The sequence below is a fragment of the Commensalibacter sp. M0133 genome, from assembly GCF_016101485.1.
Classification (GTDB): Bacteria; Pseudomonadota; Alphaproteobacteria; order Acetobacterales; family Acetobacteraceae; genus Commensalibacter; species Commensalibacter melissae.
Window position 1 is genome coordinate 1 of the sequence record NZ_JACFQI010000004.1, and the last position, 15,691, is coordinate 15,691.

7 protein-coding genes are annotated in these 15,691 nt (G+C 33.3%); all 7 read right to left on the reverse strand.

Annotated elements, in window-relative coordinates:
* Nucleotides 1-122: 122 nt before the first annotated feature.
* Entirely contained in the window at nucleotides 123-2,486 is a 2,364-nt protein-coding gene (locus H3T46_RS07410; RefSeq protein ID WP_198197054.1) for a P-loop NTPase fold protein, read from the reverse strand.
* A gap of 95 nt (nucleotides 2,487-2,581) precedes the next feature.
* Nucleotides 2,582-3,040, reverse strand: coding sequence for a DUF805 domain-containing protein (locus H3T46_RS07415; RefSeq protein ID WP_198197053.1), 459 nt, complete (start codon nucleotides 3,038-3,040; stop codon nucleotides 2,582-2,584).
* Nucleotides 3,041-3,366: 326 nt separating this feature from the next.
* Nucleotides 3,367-4,053 carry a DUF805 domain-containing protein gene (locus H3T46_RS07420; protein WP_198197052.1) on the reverse strand — a complete coding sequence of 229 codons (687 nt, stop codon included), beginning with the start codon at nucleotides 4,051-4,053 and terminating at the stop codon, nucleotides 3,367-3,369.
* 60 nt (nucleotides 4,054-4,113) lie between these two features.
* The gene (locus H3T46_RS07425) at nucleotides 4,114-5,118 is read right to left on the reverse strand and encodes a glycosyltransferase (RefSeq protein ID WP_198197051.1); all 1,005 of its coding nucleotides are present in this window, start codon (nucleotides 5,116-5,118) and stop codon (nucleotides 4,114-4,116) included.
* A 9-nt stretch (nucleotides 5,119-5,127) separates the two neighbouring features.
* On the reverse strand, nucleotides 5,128-10,200 hold the full coding sequence (locus tag H3T46_RS09040) for a glycosyltransferase (protein ID WP_198197050.1): 5,073 nt from the start codon (nucleotides 10,198-10,200) through the stop codon (nucleotides 5,128-5,130).
* Between the two features lie 95 nt (nucleotides 10,201-10,295).
* Nucleotides 10,296-13,649: a glycosyltransferase gene (locus tag H3T46_RS07435; RefSeq protein ID WP_198197049.1), complete on the reverse strand. Its 3,354-nt coding sequence runs from the start codon at nucleotides 13,647-13,649 to the stop codon at nucleotides 10,296-10,298.
* A 243-nt stretch (nucleotides 13,650-13,892) separates the two neighbouring features.
* On the reverse strand, nucleotides 13,893-15,620 hold the full coding sequence (rpsA, locus tag H3T46_RS07440) for a 30S ribosomal protein S1 (protein WP_110438746.1): 1,728 nt from the start codon (nucleotides 15,618-15,620) through the stop codon (nucleotides 13,893-13,895).
* Between the last annotated feature and the right edge of the window lie 71 nt (nucleotides 15,621-15,691).

Sequence of the window (15,691 nt, forward strand, 5' to 3'; positions counted from 1 at the left end):
TAAAACATGGATCAGAATTGATGACCTCGCCCAGATTACCAAAGGGCCAATTAACCAGAAATAAGATTATATATTGTTGCTATTTATTATATAGGCAGATTTTAAATTTTTGTCTTTTTAGTTTATTGTTCCTGAGATTTTTGAGGTTTATTTATAAATTCCTGAATTTCTTTTATCAGCAATTCCAAATTTACAATTTTAACGGTTTTAAGAGAATTATTACTATCGTAATCTTTTATATATTTTGTAAGTTTTTCAACAACTGTTTGCCAAAAAGGTTCTTCTTTAATAAGAATCTCTTTATTATAAGAATGGTTACTATTATACCGTAAATGTAATGCATGATGAAAATCGTGTATCAATGAATTTTTGCAATTTACTATTGCCTGAACAAATTCAGCAATATAATCATTGTTGATAAAAATTTCTTTTTGCCGATTTTCATCATTAAAGTAAATTACATTATCAAAATCGTTATTTTCTTCTCCCCTTAACATCTGAATTATTTTTTTTAATTTTTCACTTACTTCTTCTCTAGACAATTCAGAAATATATTCTTCTTTGGGCTCTTTAAAATCTTCCAATATTTCAGAAAAAACAGGATTATCCCTTGATGCAAAATCATAATTTTTTGGATTATTCCAATTTAAATCATTAAAATCTACAATATTTCCATAATTTATTATCCATGTCTTGCAATATTTCCTGATATAAATTTCTGCGTACGACTTAATTAACTTTATATCTTCCTTAATCAATTTATTTTCATTAAAATGAATAATTAATCCTAAATAGTGAAAAAATATAGGGAAATCCAAATATTTTAACGAAAAATAATTAACACTAAATTCATTAAGTAAATTTTGAAAATCTTTTTCATCTAATAATCTATAAAAAAATAATTTATCCAATAAATCCTTACGATTCTTATCAAAAAAACTTTTAATGTTTTTATCTATATTAGAAAAATCTAATCTAAATAGAATATTAACCCATACATGCATTTCAAATATAGTAACTTGTATTGAATTAATTGAAAGAAAAAATCTTTTTAAATAATTATTATAAAAAAATCCTCTTTTATCCATAATTTCCAGAAGTTTATAATTTTTAGCATAAATTTCTTCTAATTCTGGTGGATCATTATTAAAAGAATAGCGCAAATTAACTGATATTTTATTTATATCTTTCATGATTTTTTCAGATAAATCATTATCCGTTATTTTCCATTCAATAATTACTAATTTTAAAATGAAAAAATTTTCAATCAACATATCAATAAATTTTCTTTTTATTTCATTATCTACTCTTTCTTCACCCGTTAATTCATTATCCTTTTCCAGGGGATAATAATCGTCTTTGATATTTTGTAACAAATATTCACAATCATCTATGGCCTGTTTAAGCCCTCTTAAATTTGGTGTGGCAATCTGACCATCTTTATAAATCCGTTTAATAAAATCATGATGTTGTACGATAAGCTTTTTATATTTGTTGGGTTCCGTGCCATTCTCGCCAGTAAATAAAAAATAATCCACTACAGCTTCAAAATTGGAATGAATTTTGAAAGTTTTCCCAATAACTTTCTCTTTAAATTCTTTATATAAATAGGATTTTTTCAGAATTTCAGGATCTACAGCCTGTTTATTGCGATCAATTACATTAACCTGATTTACATTATCAGGTTGCCTGTTTCTGTCTTTGTTGTTTTTTTCGTTATCCTCAATCTCAGAAATTCCAGATTGTTCAATCAAAAGCTTTTCCTCATTCGCTATAAGGATAACTTTCATTTTTTCAATCTCTACAACTTGATTGATCCAGCCCAGAAACTCTTTTAAGGGAATATCCGATCTTTCCAAATCATCAAAAATAAAAACCAGATTATGTTTTTTCACTGATGAAATAATAGATTTCAATCTTTTTTTAAAATCTGGAAAAGTTGTTAATGGAATAAATGCCTTGAGTAAGGAAAAATAAGGGTTGGCAAAATTAGAAATATTTGCATTTTTAATCAATAAGGAAGCAATATCTGATAGAATATTAAAATTACCAAAAATTGATTTAGTCAATCTACTTTCAAGCTCTTCTACAGTTTTGATACCGAATACGCTGATCTTGATCAATCGTATATTATATTTTTTTAATTTTTCATTTCTTGATAATACTTTATTTAATCGATCAGGTTCGAATGCAAGATAATGATCAAATTTTATACCAACGGATACCAACTTTCGAAAGATAAATACCAAATATATTATAAACCAATTTCGTTTTTTTTTCGGTAATTCACTTTCATTTAAAATGATTTTGCTATTTTGTAATTTATCAGCCCCTGAATATGCATCGATATAATATGTTTTACCGATGCCCCATTTACCAGTTAACAATACAGCAAATTCTGGCTCTTTTTTATCAAAAACATAATAATCCAAATACTCCGTGATATGTTGATTATCACCACCTAAAATGTCAGAAAATTTATCCACAGTATATCTCATTCATAATATCACTTATTTTGATTTTGTAATATTTTAACCTGAAATTTGAATGAATGAGATATTATTTCATAATCAAGTAATCACTATTGATTTATATTATGGGCAGGCTTTCCCCATCTGTTTTCCGTTGGTTTGCTATCAATACAAAACATGATAATAAGGGCTAATGACCCTATGACGGTAAAATATAGCAATAACCACCACCCCGATAGATTAATATCATGCAAACGCCTGATTGAAACCGAAATCAGGGGAATGAACGTAAATAAAAGCCAACAGAAAATAAAAAGATAAATAACCCATACAAGAATTGACAAGACTGGATGGGATGATGATCCTATATTATATACAACATAAAAAAGAACAACCGTGCTTATAACCAGAACGGCAAGAAAGATAAGCAGAAAATACCAGAATTCCTTTCTTCCAGCCCTTCCCTCTATTGTCAAATAATTTTTTATACATCTATTAAACCAATCAATGATTGTATAATTTTCTTCATTATCATATTGGTTAGATACATCAATGTTATTCTCTGACATGTTCATCTGTTTGCACCCTTTTCAGTAAAGATAAATGGTGGACTTTTTGCATTCACCGAATTATCAGAAACACCTGATTATTGAATATTCTGGTCAATATTCCGGAATATTCCAATCTTTATATTTATATTGTAATAATAAATAATTATACAAACAACCAAAATAATTTCTTAATAATAGAATTAATATTTCTATAGAATTACAAACAATACTGTTAAAATTATTTACATAGATAATTTTATATCTTTTTTTTATTTTATATTATCCAGACTGATAACAAAAATCCCTTTTCTGTAAAACTGTTAAAGAAAAGGGATGAAAATCAGTTATCTATATTTTAATTTTGCTGGAAGCCCCCATTGATTATCCTCATATTTAGTATCAATACAAAACATGATCCAAACAGCAATTGAACCAACGGGTATGAAATGAAGCAACAACCAAAAACCTGACAAATTAATATCATGAAGACGTCTGACCGCAACGGAAATCATGGGAATAAACATTACAATGCTAAATACACTCCACAAGAATATTGATAGATATAGACAGACCTCAAAAATTAGTATTCCATCGAATGAAGTATCCGTTTGAACTACAGTAGCAGAAAATAACAGGCCAATTATGAGTAGTCCAATAAAAAAAACAGCCCAGTAACAAATTTGAAACGACCAAAATTCTGTTCTTCTGGCCCTTCCTTCAAAATTAACATAATTTCTGATGCATTTATTAAACCATCCTATGATCGTATAGTTTTTTTCTTTTTCAAGTTGTTGTTCATATTGGGTCCGTGATTGAATTTTATTCATAAAATGAACATTTTTATCATCAATTAATATAAAAACTGCAACAGCCCTACCGAGTTGATTGACTTGAAAATCAACATAGGTCCCTTTTTGAGGGGCGATATTTTCCTTCCATTCATCGCCACTAAATTCGTAACGCTGCCCATCATCGCCTGAGATATACCCTGTATTAGTCTGAATGATAAAATTGAGTATAAATCCCCGCATATTTAAAATTTTTTTCCTGTCTTAAATAAATGATATCAAATAATTTTTCTAAAATATAATCTAATCTAGAAATCCATCATTTTTCAAAATTTCCATAACAGTCTGAATACGGTTATTATAAAGATGATCCCGCAGAGTGCGTGCCTGTGCTTTTTTAGCCGTTTCCAATAATAAATCTGGATCATTCAAATATTTATCAAGTTGTTGTTGAAAATCATAACGTGTTGAAAAAACCGGGACCTCATCCCGTTCATAAAAATCATGAATTGCATAATTATCTTCATGAAAAAGCTGCATAGCACCTGCAGCAGATGCCTCGAACGTTCTTGGTCCAGGGTTTGAAGGCATAATCATATACCGTTTATTTTCAAAATGAAGGCTACGACCCAAATTAAGAACAATTTTCGAGCGCTGATATAACTCAATTAACTGATCTTTCTCTATCCTGGCATCTGAAAAGCCAATCCCGAATTCACCCCAACCCGGGCCGATAATTTTTACTTTTAGATTTGTCAGGGCTGGTTTTATGCTGCGCATGACATCCTTGCGGCTACCAAATGCAACACCACAAAACATAACATCAACCGTTTTTTCAATGATTTCGTCAATGGGACGGTAATGCAACTTTTCACAAGCTGCCAAAGGTAAAAAATGGGTATGTGGATGATTATAAAAATTCGTTCCCCAACGATCACAGGAAAATATTACATCGAAATCGTCAATAATTCTGTAATTGGCATCTTGTTCATATGGATCTTCTGTCGCCCAAAAAATGGTGATCGCACCGAATTTTTTTGCCCTGTGACATACTTCTCCAAAATAGGTGCTTTCCGGCAAATATGATCCAATTGAAAAAACAATCTTAGGTTTTATATACTCAATTGCAGCCGCGGCTCCTGCAATATTCGTGGAAATTACATTACCTTCACCAAAAACACTTTCCCAACCTGATATAATGGCTTCACGGATCTGCGCATTGGCCTGCGATTCATAACGTCCACCACTGCATACCATTACTTTTTCATTTTTAGTTTTTTGCAATTTATTTTTTGATTTTATAGCCATATGAACCTTTTAACACCTGTGTAAAATAACTTTTGATAAAATTGACTGCAACTGCTCCTTAAACCGTTCACGATTGCATTCGCGAGCAATACGATCAAGGGCATTTTGACGCAGTTGATTCCATAATTCCTCCGTCTGGTACAACCTAATAATTTGCGAGGCAAAAAATTCCGGATTATCCGTGGAGGCTGCAAGAATATCCCTTTCATCTTGCCATCCCAGTTGTTCCACCAATAAATTTGACGCCACGATAGGAATTCCATAGGATGCAGCTTCATGTAACTTATAGGGAATGCCACCCGCAAATCTCGTTGGTGCGATATAGACACGATGATCATCATATAAACTGGACAAATCTGGCACCATTCCCAAAAAATCTATATCAGGATAATTAATCAAGGCGGATATATCAACAGAGGGATTTACATAGCCTGCAATTGAAAAAGTAAGATCCGATCCCATTTTATCAATCAAAATCGGCATCACAGAAGTTATAAACCATTTCAAACTGTCATAATTAGGTGCCTGATCATCATGCAAAGCGCCAACAAAAAGAATATTTTTGCGCTCTTTCCATTCCTTTTGTGATTTGCGTATGTTGATACTATGTCCGAGGATATCGACATTGTTAAATCCTGCCTGTCTAATATAATTTGCATCAATTTCATTAACGGCTACAATTTCTTGACAATGTTTTGCACAGGATAACTCCTCCTCCAGAGCCTGTTGAAAATTTTCGTCTATTTCCTTTTCCAATAGCTTTGCCTGCAATCGTGTCCGGGGTGTCGCAACAACCTCTGTATCAAGGATTATTTCCTGGGGTAAATAACGGCTAGCTTCACCCATCATGGGCAATATTCTATTTAAATTATGAGTTCTTCCTATCCAGACCAAATCATAATATCCCGCTCTTTCCTTAAAGAAATCACGAAGATGTTCAACTGTATGATTGAACAACACCTCAACCGTATCAGGCATGCTTGAATAAATCTGATAAACATGGGGATAAAAGTAATTTATAGGATAAACCGTCACTTCATACCCTAATTCAGACATTTGGAAGATAATGTCATTTGAACGAATATACCCAGACCCCAGATGTTTTAAAGGAACCCTATCCTCAATGAATAAAATTCTTTTATTTATATTTCGTCTCTGTCGCGCAATTAAAATATTATCACTATGCCGGGGAGATTGAAACCTTAAAAAATCCGCATGTTCTCTGGCAAATAATCGATGGTTTCGCTTTATCAAACCACTTGAAATAATCGGATTACTTGAACAATACTCCATATGTTCCACAACTGCATTGGGATCATATACAATACGATATCCCGCCTTTATCATCCGAACACAAAAGTCCGTATCCTCAAAGTAGGCTGGATAATAAATAGGAGAAAATCCATTCAATTCCTTCAGCACTTTTGATTTTACAGCCAACATCGCCGCTGAACAGTAATCAACATCCCGAACAAAATTCGCCTCGGGAATCAATGGGTCTTTTCCCCTCAAATACCCTGTCGTTGTTCCATCCCGCCAAATAATCTGGCCTGCCTCTTGAAGCAATCCATCTGGATGAATTATTTTACCTCCGACTGCACCAATATTATCTGCTGAAGTCAACCGTTTACAAAGTGCATCAATTGCTCCCGGCAATAAATTAATGTCATTATTCAAAAAGATAACAATCGGAGCATCAACGTCTTCCATCAATATGTTGCATGCCTTACCAAAGCCAAAATTATAGGGAAAACGGTTTACGGAAGCACCGATCAAACAACCTTGGATAAATTGACTGTCATCTATCGAGTGATTATCACCCAAGAGTAATTGTATATTTCCATTAAAATTAGAACGAAGGGATGCCAACGCGGTCAATGTTACCGTCAGATTATTGTGCATCAACATAATTACACAGATATCCGCCTGACCATTATAGGAGAAATCAAGCTTTTCATGAACAACCGATGGTAAAACAAGTCTTGATTTTTTTTTAAAATATGTTCTGCTTTCCTTTGTTTCATTAGTTAAGCGATAATGAGAATCATCAGGTTGCTTATTTATCCACTGATCAAGTTTTTGTTCAAATACATAAGCTGCAAAAGCATCCCTGAATATACCCGTTTCAACCTTATCACGAATATCCCCTGATAGATAATATTCGTGCAGACTAATATCGATCCTTGGAGAACGAAGTTCTAACGCACCATAATGTATGAAATGATCATAGCCGTTTCTAAAACTTGCTGTTGATTCAATGGCTTGATTTATATCCTTATAATGATCTAGGTAAAATTCTTCTTCAAACCATGGAGATGGATTAAATAGTTTTGGTGTTTCATTCAAACAATAATGATGTAAAGCACATAGATATTCACCATCAGCAATTTTTTGTTTTACATCAGGATATTTTTCTAAATACCATGATGTATCAAAATAAAGAGAGACATTTGTATTTTTTTCAACATCACTAAGATAATAAAGAAAATTTCTATAAGGATTTTGACTGCGCTTTACATCTTCACGTTCATAACATGCCTGTTGATAGATTGAAGGATCGAATAACAAGGATCCTGTACGACGTAATCCATCCCCTTTTTTCAAATAATGATCATAGGCATTAATATATTGGGAATCATTAATAACTTCATGAATAAAATCAGCGTTATTTTTTAAATAATAATGTGTTGAAAAAAGCCAGTGAGGATCATGTGTCAAATAACCCTGATTACAATAATGCTCAAAACCTGATTTAAACGCTCCACGATCAATATTTTTTCTTAATTCAGGATATCGTTGTAAATACCATTCCTCATCAAAGTAGGGATTGGGAGAATGTCCTAAAATTGAACCTACCTGATTATAATAAATTTCCACATCATCCAAACCACAATTTTTCATTCTTTCACTTAGGTCAGGATAGGTTTTTATATACCATTCCCCATCAAATTTAGCCCATAATGCTTGATCAACTGCATTCTTGTCATTTTCTATATTTTTTTGAATTGGCAAACTATCAGATTGTGACGAAACAGATAAATCCTTATTCCGTCCCCCATAATTTGTTCCGCTAGCTAGCAATCGAATATAGGCATTTGGATAAAGTCCCTTTTGAATATCCTGTTTTACAGCTTTATCCGCAGCATATTGCTGTAAATTTATTTCTTCACAGGGATCCCATAAAAGCTGTATTCCCTCGTAAATAAAATGAGCATATCCATTTCTATATTTTTTGAACGCTTGAACATTTTCAAGCTGGCTTTTATATTTTTGATCATAAAAGGATTCATCAAACCAGGCATTTGGATTGAAATTGAAAGCTTGATTGTTTACTAGATAATGATGAATATAATTGTTGAATATTCCTTCTGAAATTGCCTTTGTTATTTCTGGATAATTCTGCGCATACCATTCTGGATCAAAATACCAGGATACCTGTATTTTACCATCAATTTCATCCAAATATTTTAGATAATGTTGATAAGGCGATAACCCTTCCTTAATGGCCTGTTGATATTTTCCAATGAAAAAATTACTGTTAAAAAAAAGACTGCCACTATTTCCCTCAATATCTCCCACTTTCAGAAAATGGTCATATCCATTAACAAATCCATTCCTTTCCAAATTCTCATTTGTCAAATGTGGATTTACTTTTTTGTAATATTTTTCAGAAAATAACCAATGTGGATCATGAGTATGATATCCCTCCTTGCAATAATGTTGAAAACCACTGCTAAATTGATGGCGATCAACCATTAATTTTACATCAGGATATTTCTGTAAATACCATTCCTCATCAAAATAAGGATTGGGAGAATGACCTTCAAAACAACCAAATGTTTTATAATATTCTTCAACACTATCAACTTCCAGTGCCTTCATTTTTGAAGTTACATGATCATATTTGTGAACATACCATTTTTCATCAAAAGCCTGCCATATTGGCATATAATCTGATGAGGCTATTTCCTTTTCAATATTAGAAATGTTATCCTCGATAACTGGAAACCCTTTTTCATTTTTTCGCGTAGATATGGAGTCTGAAACATCCTCAGATTCAACGGTCTCTTGATTCTTTACTGATTTTTGTATATTAAAACTATTTTCAATTTTGTCTTTATCGTTTGAATATTTTTTTTGGATTTCCATGAATTTATTTAAAAGATGCAAATCCTGTTGAGCCACCCAATATTCAAATATATTCAGATATAGATTGTCTTTTGCAATTTTTTCAAATATCTCATCAGAAAATTGATTATAATCAAAATCCTTCAATGGTTTTCGTTTTTCCTTGCATCCACATACAATAAAATGTTCATAACCATTTCGAAAAAGTCCATGACCATCCATCAAAATCGAAGGAGATAAATCCTTATAATTTTCAAGATAAAATTGTTCGGAAAATTGTTCCAAAGGCGAGAATAATGTTGGTGTTGGATTGGATAGATAATGATGGAGAAGATTCAAGTATTGATAATTGGTGGTTTTTAATGTTTCCTTTGAATATGTATTTCCATACCATTTTGGATCAAAAAACCATGAAAGTCTGAATTTATCAAAATCATCCGTATCATTTGTTAAAACATATTGATATGGACCATATTCTGTGATTTCGTCTAAATTCTCTTTTTGGGATAAATATAAACAGGGATTGAAAAAAAAACTTCCTTTAAGACAGGATTTATCTCCAACCCGTAAATAATGATCATAACCATTAATATAAGGTTTTCCCTCGCCAATTAGGTCATTTATTTCTGGATTATGCTTTTTATAAAATGTTTCTGAAAATAACCAATGTGGTGAATGATCTTTAAAGCCAATTTTACAGTAATGATCAAATCCAGAAGTGTATTTCCCTTTTTTTATAAGCTCCTTTACATCATAATATTTTGTCAAATACCATTTTTCATCAAAATACGGATTGGGCGAATTTCCAACCTTATACCCATTAGTTGAATGATAAGCAAAAACATCGCCTTGATATATATCCTGTATCAGTAACGAAAAACTTTTATACCGATTACGATACCATTCTAAGTCGAAAACCATCCATTTGGGTTGTTTTTCTTCACTATCATACACAATTTACCACCTTATATTTTAATTAAAATAGCTACTTAAATAATTATACTTATCGCTAGTTAAAATTTATTTGAAATTATTTTTATTAATTAAAATCACTCCCTAAATAATTTTCTTTTCAAAAAATCCGTATATTGATCAATTGTATCTTCATTTATTATATCATCCATAATATTACTGACCTGGTTATTTTTAAAATTCACAGAAATATTCACTGGAACAACCAAAAATTCATTATGAATGAGATTAATCAGAAAAATTTGAAATTTTCCTTCTAATTTTAGAGAATATCCTTTCTGTAAATCCAATTGTATGTAAAAGCCATTGTTTAATGGAACATTTTGAAAAACTGAAATTGTTTCATGACGAATAAATCTTGATGTGGCAACAAAAAAACAGTTTTTAAAAGATTCATTAACAAAGGCAAGATATATCTGCCCTGCCTTACTTGTTGTGCGATCAAAGGCCCATCCAGAAATTTTAAGCAAATTCCCTGCTTTTTCATTTTCCGGATTAACATCCGTAGATAAATTTTGAATATAATATTCTAGTTTACCTAAATTTTTATGAAACAATCTATTTTCAGAAATATCACTTAGTTTTATTCCACGCATAATACCATCTTTTTCAGTAATACGCAGAAAATCATCTAATATAACCTGATTATCATGAAATTCATTATAGATTTTAACAACTTTTCCGGCGTTAACCTTTATTTCGTAACCAGCCAGTTGAAATGCCGCTATTCCATTGACAACATTAATCAAGCCAATTCTGAAACGGCCCTCACACCATTTTCCTCTCAATGCTGATTTACACGAAAATCCATTTCGTACAGGAGCATTAACAAAATTAGATGCCACATCCTCCCGACTTTCTCGATCGCATTTTAAGAAAATTGTCAAATCACTATCCTGATGAATCAAAACCGTATACAAATTTCCTGCATTGGACATATCAGGATAAATAAACCATCCACGAATATGGAATTCATCTGCCTCTTTAAATTTGCTGTCATCATCGACATTAAGAATATGATAACAGATATCATCAATATAAAAATGTGCTCCCTGTACAACTGCCCAATCTTCAATTTCCTGTGGAAGCTCGATATAAAGACTGCTACTTGTGGGCGCATCAAAAATATGACGAGGTGGTGCCTGCTCTTTCCAAGATGCATGTGGAATATAATTAAGCCGCCCTATATCCCATCGCAACCCGCTGTTACCCAACATATTTATAGGAACGACTTCATCGTAAACTTGCAATAATTTTTCAGCATAATCTTTTGAATTGACCCATAAATCAGGTGAAATGTTATTGATAAGCTTCTGACGCAATATTTCATCCGAACGTATCAGTTCCAATCGATCAATAACCAGATTCACATCCCCGATGGGAACCGTAAATCCATTAATTCCATCCTGCACACGATCTTTTAACGCACCAACATCTGTCACAATGGGAATTAACCCATTCTGCCAAACTTCAGAAAGCGATATACAATATGTTTCGGGCCATATTGACAATATCAGGGCTACATCTGCTACCTGCAATGCCGAAACTTCACCCAATCCATATGAACCATGCAATATAATATTATCAAGTTTCAAATCTTTTAGGACAGATTCATAGTCAGGCTGCATATATCCAAAAATATGAAATTCATACAAATTTGGATTGGCAGTCTGTAATATGGATAAAATCGTATCTGCACCCTTTGAACGGATAAAATTACCAACAGTCGCAACTTTCAGTTTTCTGCCTTCCAAGGGTTTGAACTCTTTTTTTATCAATGGTATTGTTGTGTCTGGCGAAGGGATACCAAGAATATAATTTTTTTTACTTTCCACAACAGGATAAATATATTTTGCCACATCAAACGAATGTTGTGTTCCATATAAAAACGCATCAATGGATTTCATGACTTTTCCAACAAATGCACGTCGTGTCTGTTGCACACCAAAATCCAGCTTTTCAGAAATTTTAAGGCAAACATCACAAGTTCCAACATCTTTATTTTCTTCAATACGACAATAACGTTGTTCGTAATTCAAAAGATTATAATGAGAACAAACCGCCAGAAAATCATGAAAAGAAAAAACCGTTCCAATACCGCAAGCCTTGGCTATAATCGGTAAAGAAAGAGTGTGATGGCCTAAATGCTGAATGTGGACCACATCAAATCCATATTGATTAATTACATTCGAAAAGGCAGTTTCTTCCCCGGCATCATTCATGGAATCCAACCAGCCCACATCTGGCATGTCAAACCGTTCCAATTCTTGACCATTGGAATCTGTTAGCGTACATGCACCTCTTCGACGAAGCCAATAATAAAATTCCACATCTTTTACTAGTCCAAAAGAAATAATCTGCTGATATACTTCAATGCCACCCCATACTTGTTCACGAATAGTGGAATGCGTGACAAATAAGACCTTCAATTTTTTTTTAAACTGAGATTCAACAATAATTTTTTTCTCTTTTTTCTTTAAAGAAAAATCCGCCTGAGTCACATCTTCAATAACTTTCAGACGATTTTGATACAAATGTGATTTCATTACAGATTGCTGGGAGGAAATCGCCATTTTCTTTCTGATATTCTTTTTTTCAATCACCTCTGCGATCTGTTTAATGATCTCTTCAGTATTATGGGCAATAGCAACGCCATTAATCTCTTTTAAATATTTCTCATTCATACCTGCTGGCAATTCCACAATCTGTGCTGTACCAGCCAAACCCAATTCATATAGACGTGGGCCAGGTGCAGTTGCCTGCCCTATATCTCCATGACTGGCATAATTGCGAAACATTGTTAAGGTAACTTTACTTGCGTTGGCAAAATCAGTAAACGCTTCAATACTTACAGGTCTATGTATAACCCTTTCACTCAAATCAGCTGGCAAAGGTGGCAAATATTCATTTCCAGGACAAATCAATTTATACCTTGCCTGGGGAAAGGCAATTATAACACGACGTAAAATATCAACACGGTTTGGCCACATTGTACCCGCAAAACATATATCATAATCCAGCGCATCAGTTTCTTTCACTTTACGATAATGAATTTGATCACTTGCAGCCAAAGGTAAATAAAATGCTTCTGTTTGATAGGCCTTCACGCAAATAGGGTCGTTTGTAAACACATAATCAAAAATAGTCGTTACCTGAACATTGAAATCCAACATGAAGGGATCTTCAAAAGCCCAGAAAATCATGGTTTTAAAACACGGTCTAAGCCTTTTCATCAATTCATAATCAGTTCGCTGTCCATCAATACAAATAATAACTTCATGTTCTCCACTTGCTGCAACTGACAAGATATCCATATTATCAACTACAACAACATTATCTTCCCCCCATAGTTTTTTTGCTGCCCAAAAAACAGCAAGAGTTAAGTAAGAATTAGAGTTATGCGTATAATTTGTATTGTAAATGACTGCCATGATAAATACTTAATAATTCTTAATTAATTAGAAAAAGTAACAAAATCTATGATTTTAGTAAAAAATATAATTTATATACGATATACTACAAAAGATTGCGTAATCACAACCAATTTGAATTATAATTTTTTAAAATTATAAAAATTATCTTTTAACAGTTTTCATTAAAAGAATAAATTGTATCAATAAAAAAAACAGACTTTTTACAAAGCCTGTTTTTTAAAAGTTAAAAATATAAAAATCCTATTCTACATCCGGCTCGTTTTCATTCCGTCGTCGGAAAGCTGCTCCAAGAATGTCTCCCAAGGAAGCGCCACTATCTGAAGACCCATAATCAGAAATAGCCTGTTTATCCTCTTCAACTTCACGTCCTTTAATCGTTAAGGTTAAACGACGTGCATTTTTATCAATTGAAACAACCTTAGCATCTACACGGTCACCAACATTAAAACGTTCCGGACGTTGTTCCGCCTTGTCACGAGAAAGTTCGGTACGTCGTATGAATCCACTTAAAATGTCATTAACACTTACATCAATACCATTTTGTTGAATACCAGTAATGGTACATGTAACAATACTGCCCTTGTTGACTTTTGCAAGTGCATCTGCAACAGAATCTTCACTTAACTGTTTGATACCCAATGAAATACGTTCTTTTTCAACATCCACATCAAGTACTTTTGCTTTAACAACGTCACCTTTTTTAAAGTGAGTAATAGCAACTTCACCAGGTTCATCCCACGAAAGATCAGACATATGAACCATACCATCAATATCGGCTGATAGACCGATAAACAGACCGAATTCGGTGATATTGCGGATTTCACCTTCAATTTCAGAACCAACCTGATGTGTATCAGCAAACTGTTGCCAAGGATTTGGTTGAACCTGTTTCAGACCTAATGAAATACGACGTTTTGAACTGTCAACATCCAATACAACAATATCAACTTCCTGAGATGTTGATACAATTTTGCCAGGATGAACATTTTTCTTTGTCCAAGACATTTCGGAAATATGAACAAGCCCCTCGACTCCAGGTTCCAATTCAACAAAAGCACCATAATCCGTGATGTTTGTAACGCGACCAGTAAATCGTGAGCCAACAGGATATTTTGTTGTGACATTTTCCCATGGATCAGCTTCAAGCTGTTTCATACCCAATGAAATACGATGAGTTTCAGGATTGAAACGAATAACCTGAACACGTACCGGCTGACCAATCTGTAAAGCTTCAGCTGGATGATTGACACGTTTCCAGGCTATATCCGTGACATGCAATAATCCGTCAACACCACCCAAATCAACAAAGGCGCCATAATCCGTGATGTTCTTTACAACACCATCCAGAATCATGCCCTCTTTTAATCCTTGTATCAACTCGCTGCGTTGTTCAGCACGTGTTTCCTCCAATACCGCACGACGAGAAACAACAATATTCCCACGGGCACGATCCATTTTCAAAATTTGGAAAGGCTGTGCCACACCAATCATGGGGTTGATGTCACGGATAGGACGAATATCAACTTGTGATCCAGGTAAGAAAGCCATTGCCCCACCTAAATCAACAGTAAATCCACCTTTGACACGGCCGAAAATGGTTCCGTTTATGCGTTGATTATTTTCAAATGCTTTTTCAAGAGCAGACCATGCCTCTTCACGACGTGCCTTTTCACGTGAAAGCAGAATTGAACCGTCACGATCCTCATAACGTTCCACATAAAGTTCAACCATATCGCCTGGTTTAACTTCTGCCTTTACACCCGCAGGCGCGAATTCTTTTAAAGGAACACGTCCTTCACTTTTTAAACCGACATCAACGATCGCATAATCATCCGTTAAACGAACAATTTTACCTACAACAACGGAGCCTTCGAACCCAATATCTTGTCCAAGGGTTTCATCTAAAAGCGTAGCAAAATCTTCCCCACCAAAATGATCATTAGGGGTTTGTGTGGTGGCTGCAGCCATGAGTTTCTGTAATCCCAGTCACATTTAAAGACAAATATTGCCTTTTATATACAGACTTTAATTTGCGCGTT

What these genes read in the sequence shown, in the direction of transcription:
- rpsA (WP_110438746.1), bottom strand. Translation starts at nt 15,620, where the DNA reads ATGGCTGCAGCCACCACACAAACCCCTAATGATCATTTTGGTGGGGAA.
- H3T46_RS07420 (WP_198197052.1), bottom strand. Translation starts at nt 4,053, where the DNA reads ATGCGGGGATTTATACTCAATTTTATCATTCAGACTAATACAGGGTAT.
- H3T46_RS07425 (WP_198197051.1), bottom strand. Translation starts at nt 5,118, where the DNA reads ATGGCTATAAAATCAAAAAATAAATTGCAAAAAACTAAAAATGAAAAA.
- H3T46_RS07435 (WP_198197049.1), bottom strand. Translation starts at nt 13,649, where the DNA reads ATGGCAGTCATTTACAATACAAATTATACGCATAACTCTAATTCTTAC.
- H3T46_RS07415 (WP_198197053.1), bottom strand. Translation starts at nt 3,040, where the DNA reads ATGTCAGAGAATAACATTGATGTATCTAACCAATATGATAATGAAGAA.